Origin of the sequence: Chryseobacterium sp. JUb7 (assembly GCF_024806495.1) — a bacterium.
Lineage (GTDB): Bacteria > Bacteroidota > Bacteroidia > Flavobacteriales > Weeksellaceae > Chryseobacterium.
Genome location: NZ_JANUFF010000001.1, coordinates 565697 through 581153 on the forward strand (window position 1 = coordinate 565697; position 15457 = coordinate 581153).

Consider the following 15457-nt stretch of genomic DNA (forward strand, 5'->3'; position numbering starts at 1 on the left):
TAAGTGTTTAAGATGCTTCGACAAGCCCAGCATGACCCTGCAAATACCAACTGTTCTTACATTATGTAATTATATATTATTGTTGAATAATCGGAGAGTATTAGAGATGTCAGGCTGAGGGGAGTCGAAGCATTTTTTAAGTATAATTTAAAACAAAAAACCTCCCAAAATTGAGAGGTTTTGTATTTTAAAAAATTTAGAAATTACAGTAACAAAGTTAAAGGACTTTCTAAATATGTTTTTAATGTCTGTAAGAATTGAGCACCTGTAGCACCATCTACCACTCTGTGGTCACAAGCTAATGAAAGCTTCATGATGTTTCCAACTACGATCTGACCATTTTTCACAATTGGTTTCTCGATAATTGCTCCCACTGAAAGGATTGCAGAGTTTGGCTGATTGATAATACTTGTAAATGTTTCAATTCCGAACATCCCCAGGTTTGAGATAGAGAATGTAGAACCTTCCATTTCGTTTGCCTTAAGACCTTTATTCTTAGCTCTTGCCGCCATATCTTTTACAGCAGCAGAAATCTGAGTATAGTTCATCTGGTCAGTATTCTTAAGAACAGGAACCACCAATCCGTCAGGAATTGCAACAGCCACTCCTACATTGATGTTTCCTCTGTGAATGATCTTATCACCTGCCCAGCTAGAATTTACCTGCGGGTGTTTTCTTAAAGCAACTGCAGTCGCTTTAATGATCATATCATTGAAAGAAATTTTTGTATCAGGTAAAGAATTGATTTCTTTTCTGGCCTCAATTGCTTTATCCATATTGATCTCCACCATTAAGTAATAGTGAGGAGCAGAGAATTTACTTTCAGCAAGACGTTTCGCGATGATATTTCTTACCTGTGAGTTTGGAGTTTCTGTATCTTCACCCTGTACGAAGCTTAATGCAACCTGAGCAGCAGCAGGACTTGCCGTTGATGCAGAAGCAGCAGATTTCGCAGATGGCTGATAGTTTTGAATATCCTTTTTAACGATTCTTCCGTTTTCACCAGAACCCTGAACACTATGAATATCAACACCTTTTTCCTGCGCTATTTTCTTCGCTAAAGGAGAAATTGCAACTCTTTCATTGTTGCTGGTTGCAGGTTTTTGGTTATCAGTTGTTTGTTTCGGAGCTTCAGCTTTTTGTTCAGCTGGCTTTTGTGTTGTTTCAGCAGCAGCTTTAGGAGCACCAACTCCTGAAACATCCGTTCCTTCAGGTCCGATGATCGCCAATACGGAATCAACCGGAGCAGCACCACCTTCTTCAACACCTTGCTTTAATAAAACCCCATTGAATTCGGATTCAAAATCCTGAACTGCCTTATCTGTTTCGATCTCAGCAAGAAGATCACCTTCTTTTACTGTATCACCAACATTTTTGTGCCACTTCGCTACTTTTCCTTCTGTCATTGTATCAGAAAGTCTTGGCATTGTGATCACTTCTACTCCTGCAGGCACTTCCGCAGAAGCCTGCTCTACGCTTGTAGAATTATTTTCTGTTTTAGATTCTTCTTCAGATTTTTTTTCTTCAGAACCACCCGCAGCCGGAGCAGCAGCTCCACCCGTCAATCCTGAAATATCTTCTCCTTCATTACCGATAATTGCCAAAACGGAATCTACAGCAGCAGCAGCACCTTCTTCTACACCTACGTATAAAAGAGTTCCCTCCATCTCAGATTCGAAATCCTGAACAGCTTTATCTGTTTCAATTTCAGCTAAAATATCTCCTTCTTTTACTTTATCGCCTACTTTTTTATGCCATTTTGCCACCTTACCTTCCGTCATTGTATCGGAAAGACGTGGCATTGTAATAACTTCTGCCATAATTTAATTTTTAATTTGTTAATGTGATGAAGTGATGATAATAAAAGTGAAAGTTAAAAAATAACACACCATATCATCCTATCAGCAAATTATTATTAGTTTTCTAATTTATCTAAGAATGGATAATTTTCCTGAGCATAAACGTACTCATATACTTTCTCTGGATCCGGATACGGAGAGTTTTCCATGAATTCGATACATTCTTCAACAAAGTCTCTTGATTTGTTATCCGTAGCTTCCAATTCCTCTTCAGTAGCCCAGTTGTTTGATAAAATTCTGTGTTTGATCAATTCAATAGGGTCATCGTTTTTGTGAAGAGCAACTTCTTCTTTAGATCTGTAAGGCTCAGCATCAGACATAGAGTGACCTCTGTAACGGTATGTTCTGGCCTCGATGAAAGTTGGTCCGTCTCCTCTTCTTGCTCTTTCGATAGCTTCGTAAGCAGCTTCAGCTACTTTTTCAGGATCCATCGCATCTACAGCAAGACAAGGCATTTCGTATCCTAATCCCAGTTTGTAGATATCTTCGTGATTAGCTGTTCTTTTAACAGAAGTACCCATTGCATACTGGTTGTTTTCAACAACAAAAATTACTGGTAACTTCCAGTTCATCGCCATGTTAAACGTTTCATGTAATGAACCCTGTCTAGCCGCTCCATCTCCGAAGAAGCAGATATTTACAGCTTTTCTGTCAAAGAACTTATCTGCGAAAGCGATACCGGCTCCTAAAGGAATTTGTCCTCCTACGATACCGTGACCTCCGTAAAATCTATGTTCTTTGCTGAAAATGTGCATAGATCCACCCATACCTCCTGACGTTCCTGTAGCTTTACCACAAAGTTCCGCCATGATTCTCTTAGGATCTACTCCCATCGCCATTGGATGGATGTGGCATCTGTAAGCAGTGATCATACTATCTTTAGTTAAATCCATTGCATGCGTGAAACCAGCAGGGATCGCCTCCTGACCATTGTACAAATGTAAAAAACCTCTGATTTTTTGTTTTAAATAAAGAGAACGGCACTTGTCTTCAAACCTTCTCCACATTGTCATATCTTCATACCACTTCAGGTATACCTCTTTAGAAAATTCTTTCATGTGTTAGCCTTTGCTTATTTATTATGAAATAGTTGAGCAAAATTATAAAAAAAACTTTGTTTTTATTGTATATAGACCAATTGTTTTTTTAGTTATAATATTATATTTACATGATCAAACTTAATTATGGAAGAAAAACAGCCTTCATTATTACATAAAATTTCAAAAATAATATCCGATTTTTTCAATCCTTTGGTTTCTTTGTTTATATTTTTCGTTTATATGAGCTCAAGAAATTATTCCTTACATGACTCAATTACCTACTTTCTTCCCGTTCTATTAATGATTATAATTCCTGTGGTTGCGTGGCTGGTATGGAATGTAAAAACAGGAAGATATACCAATATGGATGTTTCCAATCGGGTACAGAGAAAGACTTTATATGTTTTTATTGCAGTTTGTGTCATCGCTTATATTGTGTATAATTATTTTAAAAACGGATATATTGATTTTGTCATGCTTTTTATTTTGATCCTGCTTTTTGCCATGCAGATCAGTAATTATTTTATCAAAAGCTCGATGCATACTTCGTTCAATATATTTGTAGCGGCCTTATTTTTTGCTCTTAATATAAAAATAGGAATCATCTGGCTGGGAATTGCCATACTGGTAGGAATCACCCGGATAATTTTGAAAAGACATACTGTAAAGGAAGTCCTGATGGGCGCCGGAATTGCTTTTATGGTATCTTTTCTTTACCTTTATTGCAACATACAATTTCAACATTAAGAACATTCTATGAAAATAAATCATCTTACCTCTGCCGAAGAAAATTTAATGAAGCTATTATGGAAGCTGGAATCGTTTTATTTAAAGGACATTATGGAGCATCATCCGGAACCTAAACCTCACCAGAATACAGTCTCCACGTACTTGAAAATATTAGTTGAAAAAGGATATTTATCAACCGCAAAGGAAGGAAGAATTTTTAAATACAATGTTACCGTTCCTCATGAAGAGTACAGAAAATTTTTATTAAAAGAACTTTCTCTTAATTTTTTCAATAATTCCGGAAAAGAAATATTAGAGTTATTACTGAATGAAAAATTAATTTCCCAAGAAGATTTAAAAGGATATTTTGATTTGAAAATTGAAATAAAACCGACCAGAATAAAAGAGCCTAAACTTGAGTTAGCTAATGAAATTTTAAATCCTAAAAAGGATAAAAAGGGGAAAGAAAAAAAGAAAAAGAAGAAAAAAGATATAAAGTAATCATAAAAAAAGCGGCTTTTAAGCCGCTTTTCTATTTGTATATGAACAGAAATATTATTCTTTAACAATTTTGAATGACTGATCTGATCCTTCAGATTTTACTCTTAAAAGATAAACACCGTTTTTCAGTTCAGAAACATTAATCTGTTTTGAATCTTTGTTTACTGTTTTTATCAGCTGTCCTGTTAATGAGAATATTTCAATACTATTCACTTTTTTATCGGTAGTAATATTTACAATATCTCTTGCAGGGTTTGGATATACTTTTACATCATTATTATTTTTCACAAGATCATTTACACCCAATACCACAGACGCATCCACTACAGATACATTGTCTACATCAATACCTCTTGCCCAGTTGGATGTACCTTCAAAAGCAATCATATAGTTAGCAGATTTATTAGGTAAAGGAATGCTTACATCAAGCCAGGCTGCATTTTCTGTCGTATAAGAACTTCCTATCTGTGTCCATGCATCACCAGGATTGGCTTTGTAGAAAATTCTCAATTCATCAATATCACCAAACCAGTTTACGTTTGCCAAGCTAAATCTCAACTCAGGCGTAGCAAGTCCGGAAATATTTAATGGCGGCATTAGTAATTTAGCTTTATTCCCAGCTGTTGCGGTTCTGAATTCTGCCATTCTAGGAGCAGATTTAGGAGTAATACTACTGTTTCCGTTCGCTGTAACATATGCCCAGATAGCTGTTCCGCCTCCTGCTACAGCTTCATTTGCCCAACAAGAAGGTATTGTAGCGTTATCAAAGTTTTGAGTGTACGGGAAGGTAGCTATTGCAGCACAAGTTGTTGAGAAAGACTGAACTGTCGACCACGCACTGAAGCCATTTGCAGCACAGTTGGATCTTACATAAAACTGATAGGCTGTAGAAGCACTAAGAGGCGAAATCGTTGCGGAAGGAGTATTAGAATTAATAATGATTCCGGTGCCCTGAGTGAAGCCTGTTGCTCCATACTCAATCTGATAAGTAGCGCCTGCAGTAGATGAAGCAGTCCAGCTTACATTAGCAGAATTGGAATTTACATTATTTACAACGATAGAAGACGGAACATCACAAGAAGGTGCAGCTCCATTAAAAACATCATCTATGTCAAAAAAGAACATATCCGTTGTAGAAGAATAAAAACCAATGTAGATTGTTTGTCCTACATATGCTGACAGATCATAAGTGTATCTGTAGAAGCTGGCTCCACTCGCCGGAGCAACAGAAGCAGCTAACGTATTTGTGAATGCAGCAGCAGTAGGTGTAGTCGTTGATACTTTCACACTGATTGTTTCCGGATAAAGAGGATCCCTGCTTCGTGCGTAGAAAGAAAGGAAGTCGCTCACTCCCGCCGTCACCGTAATAGCCGGCGTCACCAGATAATCATCATGGGCAGTAGAGCCATATCCTATGGAAGCTGTATTTGTTCCACTGTAAGCACTGATTGTTCCGCCGGTGTAATCTACAATTGCCCAGGTATTGGTATCGCCTCCGTTAAGGGCAGTCCAACCCGCAGGAAGTGTTGTTGAGGCATCAAAATTCTGGAAAAACTGCGCATTCGCAATGATTGGAATTGCAAATAATGCTAAAAGTAATTTTTTTCTCATAATATTAGTTCTTAAATTTTACGTTAACTTACGAATTTTCTGCAAGTTAACCAAAAAAAAAGCGCTAATATTGGCAGGAAAGATATTATGTTAAGCTCTATATATAATTATAATTGAACTATATAATAAGGTATATCCATAAAAAAAGCGGCTCAAAAGCCGCTTATATTTTTTAATAACGATTTCCACCGCCACGGTTGTTTCCACCACCGTAACCGCCACCGCCGCTACGATTTCCACCACCGTAGCCACCGCCACCGTTTCCACCTCTGTTGTTTCCATAACCACCACCTCTGTTGTTATCGAAACTTCTTCTTGGCTTCTCTTCTCTTGGCTTAGCTTCAGATACGTTAAGAGTTTTTCCGTTGAATTCTTTCTGATTAAGCGCTTCGATAGCTTGTGCACCTTCTTCGTCACCCATTTCTACGAAACCAAAACCTCTTGAACGGCCAGTTTCTCTGTCCGTAACAATTTTAGCAGATGTTACATCGCCAAATTCAGCAAATAAATCGTGCAACTCATATTCTTTAGTTGCGTAATTGATGTTTGAAACAAAAATGTTCATTTTAAATAAAATTAAAAAATTAATAAAAATTTGGTATATAAAAGAAAAACAACATAAATTAATGAACAAATATTGATTCCAAATATAAACTATCGCAAGATACAATTAAAATTTTCAAATCAAAACATTTTTTTTAATATTTTATTGCATAAAATTCAATCCGGAAAAATGGCATAATAAGATCGTTTTAGTCAATGGTATCCGAAGATGATTGAGAAAATAAATAATCCTTTTAAGATAAGTAAATCCCCTAGGTTTGATAAAGCCAGTTTTAAACGCTAAATTTGTCATGCAAAAAAATAAACACATGAATTATCACACTAGAAAATGGGTAAAACCGGAAGATCTTAACCCCAATCATTCACTTTTTGGAGGAAGATTACTGCAATGGATTGATGAAGAAGCTGCGCTTTATGCCATTATTCAATTGGAAAATACAAAGGTTGTTACAAAATTTATTTCAGAAATCAATTTCGTAAGTTCGGCAAAACAGGGTGATATTGTGGAAATAGGTATTGAGGTGATAAAATTCGGATCTACATCCATTACATTGGCTTGTGAAGTCAGAAATAAAATGACTCACCAGACCATTATTACGGTTGACAGAATCGTTATGGTAAATCTTGGTGAAGATGGAAATCCTGCGGCGCACGGTAAAACTCAGGTTGAATTTGTCAAAGACCGGCTAAACAGTCAGCTATGAAAATTTTCATAAAGAATATGGTTTGTGGCAGATGTATTTCTGCTGTTTCTGCTATTTTCGGTGAAAATAACATTCAGGTTAAATCCATTAATTTAGGCGAAGTAGAAACGGAAACGGATATTTCCGAAGAAGACCTTGATTCTATTGAAGAAATTCTGATAAAAACAGGATTTGAAAGAATAAAAGATTCTTCACATCAACTTATAGAGAAAATTAAAAATTTAATTATTGTAAAAATCAGCGAACTGGATATTGCTGAAAATTTTCTTTTATCCGAATTTTTAAGTTCGGCATTTCATAAAGACTACAGCTCGCTTTCCAAAACGTTTTCACAAAACGAAAATATTACACTGGAACAGTTCTTTATTCTTCAAAAAATAGAAAAGGTAAAAGAACTGCTTTTATATAATGAATTTACCCTGACGGAAATTGCAGGAAAATTGGGCTATAAAAGCGTGCAGCATTTATCATCACAATTTCGAAACAGCACAGGCTTCACTCCTACCGAATTCAAAAAACTGAAAGTTCACAACCGTAAACCTTTAGATTCTTTTTAAAATAAAACTCCTGCAGATTTTACAGCTTCTTGAATGTTTATTTCTCATGATAATCTGTAAAATCTGTGCGAGAAAAGTTTCCACTCTCTCAGTCTCTAAATCCCTACGGATTCCCACTCTTAAGGTCAAACAGAATTCTATAAACATTATCCTTAAATTTATAACAGCCTTCAAATTGAAATTTGGAAATTTGTAGTATAAATTAAAAGGATCATGAAAAAACAATATAAAGTTCTCGGAATGACCTGTTCAGGCTGCCAGAAAAAAATTTCTGAAAAGCTTAACAGCCTTGAAGGTATTACGGCTGATGTAGATCTTGAAAACAGCAAAGTAACTATCACTTCCGATAAAGAATTTGAATTAAATACTTTAAATAAAGCACTCAAAGAAATCGGAAACTACCAGCTGGAAGATCCGAATAATCCAGACACAACTTTTGTAAAACCACAAGACCGGGTATCACCATCTTCTGTTTATTATTGTCCGATGGAATGCGAAGGTGATAAAGTCTATTTCCAACAAGGAAAAAGATGTCCTGTCTGCAATATGTATCTGATTCCTATTGAAGAAAAACACGCTAAAGATCCTAATTTTAAACCTACTTATTCTTCAACACACCTTCCTGAAAACTTCAAAGATCATATTGGGAAATATTATTGTCCGATGTTCTGTGAAAGTGATACAATCTATGATGAAAAGGGAGATTGTCCCGTTTGTCATATGCATTTAGAAGAAATAACTGAAGATTTGGTTAAAAATTCGTCATTCCCCTCCCACGAACATCATTCTCACAATCATCATCACCATGAAGCTCCGAAGGTAACCGAAGAAATGGCAGGAAAGTACTTTTGCCCGATGTACTGCGAAGGCGACAAAGTATATGATACTAATGTAGGCTGTCCTATCTGCGGAATGGACCTGGTGAAATATCCTGAGAAGAAGACCGCAAAGTACACTTGCCCCATGCATCCTGAAATTATCAGAGACGAACCTGGAGACTGCCCTATTTGCGGAATGGATTTGGTAAGAATGCCCGATAAAGACGAGGAAGAAGATGAAACGTATACCATTCTAAAAAGAAAATTTATTATTTCCTTAGCCTTCACCGTTCCTGTATTTATCCTGTCAATGGGCGGAATGTTTATCGATTTCCCTTTTAATCATCAGATTCAGGGGATTTTTGAATTGATTTTGACACTTCCTGTTTTATTCTATTCAGGATGGTTTTTGATGAAAAGAGGCTGGGTTTCTTTCAAAACCTGGAATCTGAACATGTTTAGTTTAATTGTACTTGGAGTTGCAGCAGCCTTCATTTTCAGTTTGGTAGCTTTAGCTTTTCCAGACATCATTCCTCATGAAATCCGAGGCCACAACCACGAAATACCGTTGTATTTTGAGGCAGTCTGTGTTATTTTAACCCTTGTTATTCTGGGGCAGTTAATGGAAGCGGCAGCTCACAAAAAGACAGGAAATGCCATCCGTGAACTGATGAATTTATCTCCGGATGAAGCTAATTTAATCATCAATGGAGAGGATAAAAAAGTTTTATTGTCACAAGTTAAAATCGGAGACTTGTTAAGGGTAAAACCAGGTGAAAAAATACCTGTCGACGGAAAAATTACAGAGGGCAATTCGATTGTTGATGAAAGCATGATCACCGGAGAACCAATCCCTGTTGAAAAGAATATTGATGACAAAGTAACCTCAGGAACCATCAACGGGAATCAGACCTTTATCATGAAAGCCGAAAAAGTAGGCGATGAAACTCTGCTTTCCCAGATCATAAAAATGGTGAATGAAGCGAGCCGCAGCAAAGCCCCGATTCAGAAACTGACCGACAAAGTAGCCAAAGTTTTTGTACCTGCTGTCATCATTATTGCAATTGCAACCTTTATTTTATGGCAGATATTCGGTCCGGAAGGTCAAAAAACGCTGTTTGCTTTTGTAAATGCAGTTGCTGTTCTTATCGTTGCCTGCCCATGCGCTCTCGGTCTTGCCACCCCAATGTCTCTGATGGTTGGAATCGGAAAAGGAGCAAAAAACGGTATTTTAATTAAAAATGCAGACGCACTTGAGCAGATGAATAAAGTAAATGTTTTAATTACCGATAAAACAGGAACTTTAACAGAAGGAAAGCCATCCGTTGAGCATATTGAAACGGGGAATAATGATCAAAATTTAATTTTAAAACTGGCTTATTCTTTAAATCAAAATTCGGAACACCCTTTGTCAAATGCTGTTATTAAAAAAGCAAAAAGCGAAAATATATCTCCTGAAAAAGTGGAGAAATTTGAAAACATTTCCGGAAAAGGTGTAATAGGTAATATTGATGGTAAAACAGTTTATTTAGGAAACGAAAGTCTTTTAATTTCACATCAGATTTCAATTCCTGAAGATATTAAGCAAAAAGCTACAGAGATTCAGTCAAAGGCCCACACGATCTCCTATATTGCGCAGAATAAGGATGTCTTAGGGTTTATAAGCTTTACGGATAAAATCAAAGAAAGTTCCAGACAGGCTGTTCAGCAGTTACTAAGTGAAGGCATTGATATTATTATGATGACAGGTGACAATGAGCATACTGCTAAAGCTGTAGCTGAAGAGCTTGGAATCAAACATTTTAAGGCTAACTGCCTTCCCGAAGATAAATTAAATGAGGTTAAAAAACTCCAGCAACAAGGAAAAGTAGTCGCTATGACCGGTGACGGAATCAATGACTCCCCTGCTCTGGCTCAGGCTAATATCGGTATTGCAATGGGTACCGGAACCGATGCTGCTATTGAAAGCGCAGAAATTACGTTGTTGAAAGGTGATATTTTAGGAGTAACCAAAGCTAAATTGCTAAGTGAGAAATTATTAAAAAACATTAAAGAAAACCTGTTTTTTGCATTTATTTATAATGTTTTGGGAGTTCCGGTTGCGGCAGGATTATTGTATCCATTTTTTGGAATTCTGTTATCTCCGATGATTGCAGCAGCAGCGATGAGCTTCAGTTCTTTATCTGTGATTTTAAATTCATTACGACTGAACTCTGTAAATTTAGATATCAAATAGAAATAATGTGAAAAATTTATAATTAACAATAAGAAAAAAGTTATTTTTAAAAAATTAAAACTGATAGCTTAATAACTTAAAATTAATTATGAAAAAATACACATTTCTTTTTGTATTGTTTTGTGCATTGTATACAGCACAGGTTCAACGTTTTGCCTATGAATATCAATTTATTAAAGATTCTACAAATAAAGCAAATATTACGAAAGAGCTCATGTTTCTGGATGTTGACAGCAAAGGATCCAAATATTACAGCTATGATATTTTTGTAACGGATTCTATTATAAATGCTGAATTTGAAAAACAAACAGACACTAAGAATCTGATGGCATTTGCAAAGCCCAACAGTAATTACAAAGGGGTAGTTCGAAGCAAAGTAACTAAAGAATACCCTAATTATAATACCTATCTGCATACCTCGCTGAGTTTAGATTTTTATAAAATAGAAGAAGATAAAAAACCTGTTTGGAAAATATTTCCGGAAAAGAAAAAAACAGGAAACTACAATGCTCAAAAAGCAACAACAAATTATTTAGGAAGATCATGGATAGCATGGTTTTGTACGGATTTACCTTTTCAGGATGGACCTTATAAATTCTATGGCTTGCCGGGACTAATTGTCAAACTGGAAGATAAAACACAAAGCCATGTTATGACCTTAATCGCTAATAAAACTATTAACAAAGAACCTATTTTCAGTAATAAGCCAGACAAAGAAATTGCTGTAAATAATGATAAGTTTAATAAACTGTGGCGAGAATATGTACAAGACCCGAATAAAGTGACAAAACAAAGAATTGCAACATCGGGAAATGATGCACAAGGAAACCCTAACTTTAATTTTGTAGACGGGGCAACCGGAAAGAAAATAGATGCAAACGAAGCTATGAGAAATAATGAAAAACAGTTTAAAGACAATTTAAAAAAAGATAATAACAGATTGGATTCTGATTTGTATAAATACTAGTTTAAAATAAATTAGAGTGAAAAAAGAAAATCTTTACGTCGGATGCTCAGGTTTTTACAATAATGATTGGAAAGGATCATTGTATCCCGAAGATTCGAAAAGTAAAGATTTTCTCACCTTATATTCCCAAACATTCAACAGTGTTGAAATTAATTCCACGTTTTATAGAAAGCCCACAGAAAAAACTTTACTGAAATGGTTTGATGAAACTCCTGAAGATTTTAAATTTTTCATTAAAATTCCAAAAGCAATTTCTCATGAAAAACGACTGAAGGATTGTAAAAAAGACATTTCAGAATTTTGTGACCATATCCAATCCGGCTTAAAAGAAAAACTTTCAGGGTTTCTTTATCAGTTTCCGCCCTCTTTTAAGAACACTCAGGAGAATATTGATCTTATTCTCAATAACCTTAATGATGATTTTTTAAATGTTATAGAATTTCGCCATGAATCCTGGTGGCAAGAAGAAATTTTTAATCTTTTAAGAAAGAATTACATTGTTTTTTCAGGAGTTAGTTTTCCGGGAAATTTACCCGAAGAAATGATCATTAATCATCCTGAGGTTTTATATTATCGTCTTCACGGAAAACCTATTCTGTACAAATCAGAATACTCTGAAGAATTTCTTAGTATTTTGGCTGAAAAAATCAAAAAAGCACAACATAAAACATTTATCTTTTTCAATAATACCTGGGGAACTGCAGCTATTAATAATTCGTTGTATCTGAAGAAAATACTCGATTAAAAGCCAACTCAAAATAAAGTTATTAAAATATCCTTAAAAAGTGAAATTTCAATAAAATCGGCATGCATTTTGTTAAGAATTATTTGGAAAAATTAACGATTTTTAACAAATAAATTCCATTAAATTTTATGACAAAAACTTTTGCGGAAAAGTCCAGAAATACGACTTTTCTTGGGATGTTTGCATTGATGAGTGCAACTTCAATTTTATTTCACAGCTGTAATCAGGAAAAAGACAAGAAAGAATCTGAAAAGATAATTTCCAAAAACGATCCCACCGCAAAAATTGTCCCCAAAATTGATGATGAAAACGTTACTTCTGATAAAAGAGTAATCTATCTTACCTTTGACGACGGTCCTAATCGCGGAACCGAAAATCTTCTTAAAATTCTACACAAAAGAAATATCTGTGCAACCGCCTTCCTGGTCGGAAAACACGCCTATGGAAGCAAAAAGCAAAAAGAGGATCTTGAGCTTTTAAGACAAGATCAATTGGTAGAATTGGCCAACCACAGTTTTACTCATGCTCATAATAAATACACTGATTTTTATAAAAACCCGATGGCTGTAGTCCAGGATTTTGACGCTGCCAAAGACAGTTTGAAACTGTACGATAAAATCGCCAGGACTCCGGGAAGAAATATATGGAGACTGAATAATATTACGGTTACTGATCTTAAAAGCTCAACTGAAGCAGCCAACAGTCTGAAAAAAGCCGGCTATAAAGTAATCGGTTGGGATTTGGAATGGAAACCGTCCAATAAAATGGCCTTGAAAGGAAACCACGAAGCCATGCTTAAAAAAGTAGACAGCATTTTCTTTAATGATTTGGAAAAAACATCCAGACATCTTGTTTTTTTAACTCATGATCAGTATTTAACAGATACTGATTCTGTGAACGAGCTGGATTTATTTATTGAAAAATTACAGAAAACCAATCGGTTTGTGTTCAGAAAAATCTCTGAATATCCGAAGATTAATGAGGTTTTGAACTAATCTTAAATAGGTATAAATGCTTCGACTCTGCTCAGCATGACATCACTAATACTAACCGTTTTATTATAACAATTAATTTCTGGTAAGTCACGTTGAGCGGAGTCGAAACGCGTTATAAAATAATTATCTATCAACTAAAAACAATCAGCTATAAACTAAAATTGTTTTTTACTAGCTTTTCGTCTTTAAAATTCAGAAATTTGCATTTATGAGTATTCAAGAACATTATAACGATATAAAAAATCAGCTTCCGGACGGTGTGCAATTGGTTGCTGTATCAAAAACACACCCTGTATCAGCTATTCAGGAAGTTTATGATTTAGGGCAAAGAGTATTTGGTGAAAATAAAGTTCAGGAAGTTATAGAAAAATATCCGCTGCTCCCGAAAGATATTCAATGGCATTTAATCGGGCACCTGCAAACGAATAAAGTGAAATATATTGCTGAATTTGTAGATACCATCCAAAGTGTGGATTCTGAAAAACTTATTAAAGAAATTGATAAAGAGGCAGCCAAACACAGCCGTAATATAAAGGTCTTACTTCAGGTGAAAATTGCAGAAGAAGAAAGCAAATTCGGACTGGAAACTGAAGAAGCAAAAGACTTATTTCAAAAATACATCAACGGAAATTTTCCGAATGTTGAAATTACCGGACTGATGGGTATGGCTACTTTTACAGACGATAAAGATCAGGTTAAAAAGGAATTTTTAATCCTAAAAAGAATTTTTGATGAGTTAAATCAACTTAAGTCACTAAAAACATTATCTATGGGAATGAGTGATGATTTTCCGATAGCCATTGAATGCGGTGCCAATTCTGTGAGAGTAGGATCAGCAATTTTCGGCAGAAGAGATTATTCAAATCCTTCGATTTAGGTACAGTTTTTGCTAATAATTCAATCAAAAAATCTAAATTTGCAACTATGCAAAAAATCCTTATTGTAGAAGACGAAAAAGCAATCTCAGGAGTACTTCACAGTATTCTTTCTGATGAACTAACTGACTATGAATTTGTTATCGCCGAAGACGGCCTAGAAGGTTACAAACATATTGAAAAAGAAGACTTCGCGTTGGTCATTTCTGATATAAAAATGCCTAAACTTTCCGGAACTGAACTTTTAAAGCAAAGCTTAATGCTGAAGCCTGAAAGTACTTTTATTATGATCTCCGGACACGCAGACATAGATTCAGCTGTATCTTGCTTAAGAGATGGTGCATACGACTTCATTTCCAAGCCAATTGATATTAACCGTTTGATCACAAGCGTTAAAAATGCTTTGGCTAAAGAAACCCTGAAGAAAGAAAACAAAAATCTTCAAACAGAAAATAAAACTTTAAAGAAAAAAGTTAATAAAAAGTATCAGATGATTGGTGAATCTGCAGGTTTGCAAAAGATTCAGGATATGATCGAAAAGGTAGCAGCTTCTGATGCCAGAGTATTAATCACAGGACCGAATGGTGCCGGAAAAGAGTTGGTGGCTCACGCAATTCACAATCAAAGTGACAGAGCGAGAGGCCCGATGGTAGAGGTAAACTGTGCGGCTATTCCTTCTGAGTTGATCGAGTCTGAATTATTCGGACACGTTAAAGGTTCTTTTACAGGAGCTATTAAAGATAAGCAGGGGAAATTCGAACAGGCTAACGGAGGTACAATTTTCCTTGATGAGATCGGTGACATGAGCTTAATTGCTCAGGCAAAGGTTTTAAGAGCTTTACAGGAAAGCAAAGTTTCTCCTGTGGGAAGCGATAAGGAAATAAAGGTTGATGTAAGAGTACTTGCGGCAACCAATAAAAATATGCAGGTGGAAATTGAAGCCGGAAGATTCAGAGAAGACCTTTATCACAGACTTTCTGTAATTGAAATCTATGTACCGCCTTTGGATGAAAGAAAAGAAGATATCAAAATGTTGGTAGATCATTTTTCGGGACTGATTTCTGACGAGCACGGTACTGCCGTGAAAAAATTTGATGATAAGGCTATTGAAGCGCTAAAAGCTCTTTCGTGGACCGGAAATATCAGAGAATTAAGAAACGTTGTAGAGAGGTTAATTATTTTAGGAGGAAACACTGTTTCTGCCGAAGACGTTGCAAGTTTTGTAAGGAAATAATAATGATATTATTTTAACTATA

14 protein-coding genes are annotated in these 15457 nt (G+C 35.5%); 10 read left to right on the forward strand and 4 right to left on the reverse strand.

The window, feature by feature from the left end; genetic code table 11:
- Positions 1–203: 203 nt before the first annotated feature.
- Together M2373_RS02640 and pdhA are read right to left on the reverse strand one after the other, a co-directional pair.
- A complete protein-coding gene (locus tag M2373_RS02640) occupies positions 204–1820 on the reverse strand; it encodes a pyruvate dehydrogenase complex dihydrolipoamide acetyltransferase (protein WP_259107140.1) in 1617 nt (538 codons plus the stop codon).
- A gap of 95 nt (positions 1821–1915) precedes the next feature.
- The gene (gene pdhA, locus M2373_RS02645) at positions 1916–2917 is read right to left on the reverse strand and encodes a pyruvate dehydrogenase (acetyl-transferring) E1 component subunit alpha (RefSeq protein WP_259107141.1); all 1002 of its coding nucleotides are present in this window, start codon (positions 2915–2917) and stop codon (positions 1916–1918) included.
- A gap of 126 nt (positions 2918–3043) precedes the next feature.
- On the opposite strand from pdhA, the gene M2373_RS02650 reads away from it, so the two are divergent.
- Positions 3044–3646, forward strand: a complete 603-nt coding sequence (locus M2373_RS02650; protein WP_259107142.1) for a phosphatase PAP2 family protein — start codon at positions 3044–3046, stop codon at positions 3644–3646.
- Between the two features lie 9 nt (positions 3647–3655).
- Entirely contained in the window at positions 3656–4129 is a 474-nt protein-coding gene (locus tag M2373_RS02655; RefSeq protein WP_259107143.1) for a BlaI/MecI/CopY family transcriptional regulator, read from the forward strand.
- Between the two features lie 54 nt (positions 4130–4183).
- On the opposite strand, the gene M2373_RS02660 is transcribed toward M2373_RS02655, so the two are convergent.
- A complete protein-coding gene (locus tag M2373_RS02660; protein WP_259107144.1) occupies positions 4184–5740 on the reverse strand; it encodes a T9SS-dependent choice-of-anchor J family protein in 1557 nt (518 codons plus the stop codon).
- A gap of 172 nt (positions 5741–5912) precedes the next feature.
- Entirely contained in the window at positions 5913–6305 is a 393-nt protein-coding gene (locus M2373_RS02665; protein ID WP_259107145.1) for an RNA-binding protein, read from the reverse strand.
- Positions 6306–6612: 307 nt separating this feature from the next.
- Between M2373_RS02665 and M2373_RS02670 the strand changes: the two genes are divergently transcribed.
- The 8 genes from M2373_RS02670 to M2373_RS02705 all read left to right on the forward strand — a co-directional run bounded on the left by M2373_RS02670 (position 6613) and on the right by M2373_RS02705 (position 15435).
- Complete coding sequence (locus tag M2373_RS02670; protein ID WP_259107147.1) at positions 6613–7008, forward strand: acyl-CoA thioesterase; 396 nt, start codon at positions 6613–6615, stop codon at positions 7006–7008.
- Entirely contained in the window at positions 7005–7565 is a 561-nt protein-coding gene (locus M2373_RS02675; RefSeq protein ID WP_259107149.1) for an AraC family transcriptional regulator, read from the forward strand. Before M2373_RS02670 ends, M2373_RS02675 begins: the two co-directional genes overlap by 4 nt.
- Before the next feature lie 213 nt (positions 7566–7778).
- Positions 7779–10619 (forward strand): heavy metal translocating P-type ATPase, encoded by a 2841-nt coding sequence (locus M2373_RS02680; protein ID WP_259107151.1) that lies wholly within the window; start codon positions 7779–7781, stop codon positions 10617–10619.
- 88 nt (positions 10620–10707) lie between these two features.
- Positions 10708–11586 (forward strand): GLPGLI family protein, encoded by an 879-nt coding sequence (locus M2373_RS02685; RefSeq protein ID WP_259107153.1) that lies wholly within the window; start codon positions 10708–10710, stop codon positions 11584–11586.
- A 16-nt stretch (positions 11587–11602) separates the two neighbouring features.
- Positions 11603–12331 carry a DUF72 domain-containing protein gene (locus M2373_RS02690; RefSeq protein ID WP_259107156.1) on the forward strand — a complete coding sequence of 243 codons (729 nt, stop codon included), beginning with the start codon at positions 11603–11605 and terminating at the stop codon, positions 12329–12331.
- Positions 12332–12459: 128 nt separating this feature from the next.
- Positions 12460–13326, forward strand: coding sequence for a polysaccharide deacetylase family protein (locus M2373_RS02695; protein WP_259107158.1), 867 nt, complete (start codon positions 12460–12462; stop codon positions 13324–13326).
- A 208-nt stretch (positions 13327–13534) separates the two neighbouring features.
- Positions 13535–14203, forward strand: coding sequence for a YggS family pyridoxal phosphate-dependent enzyme (locus M2373_RS02700; RefSeq protein WP_259107160.1), 669 nt, complete (start codon positions 13535–13537; stop codon positions 14201–14203).
- A 47-nt stretch (positions 14204–14250) separates the two neighbouring features.
- On the forward strand, positions 14251–15435 hold the full coding sequence (locus tag M2373_RS02705) for a sigma-54 dependent transcriptional regulator (RefSeq protein ID WP_259107162.1): 1185 nt from the start codon (positions 14251–14253) through the stop codon (positions 15433–15435).
- The last annotated feature ends 22 nt before the right edge of the window (positions 15436–15457 follow it).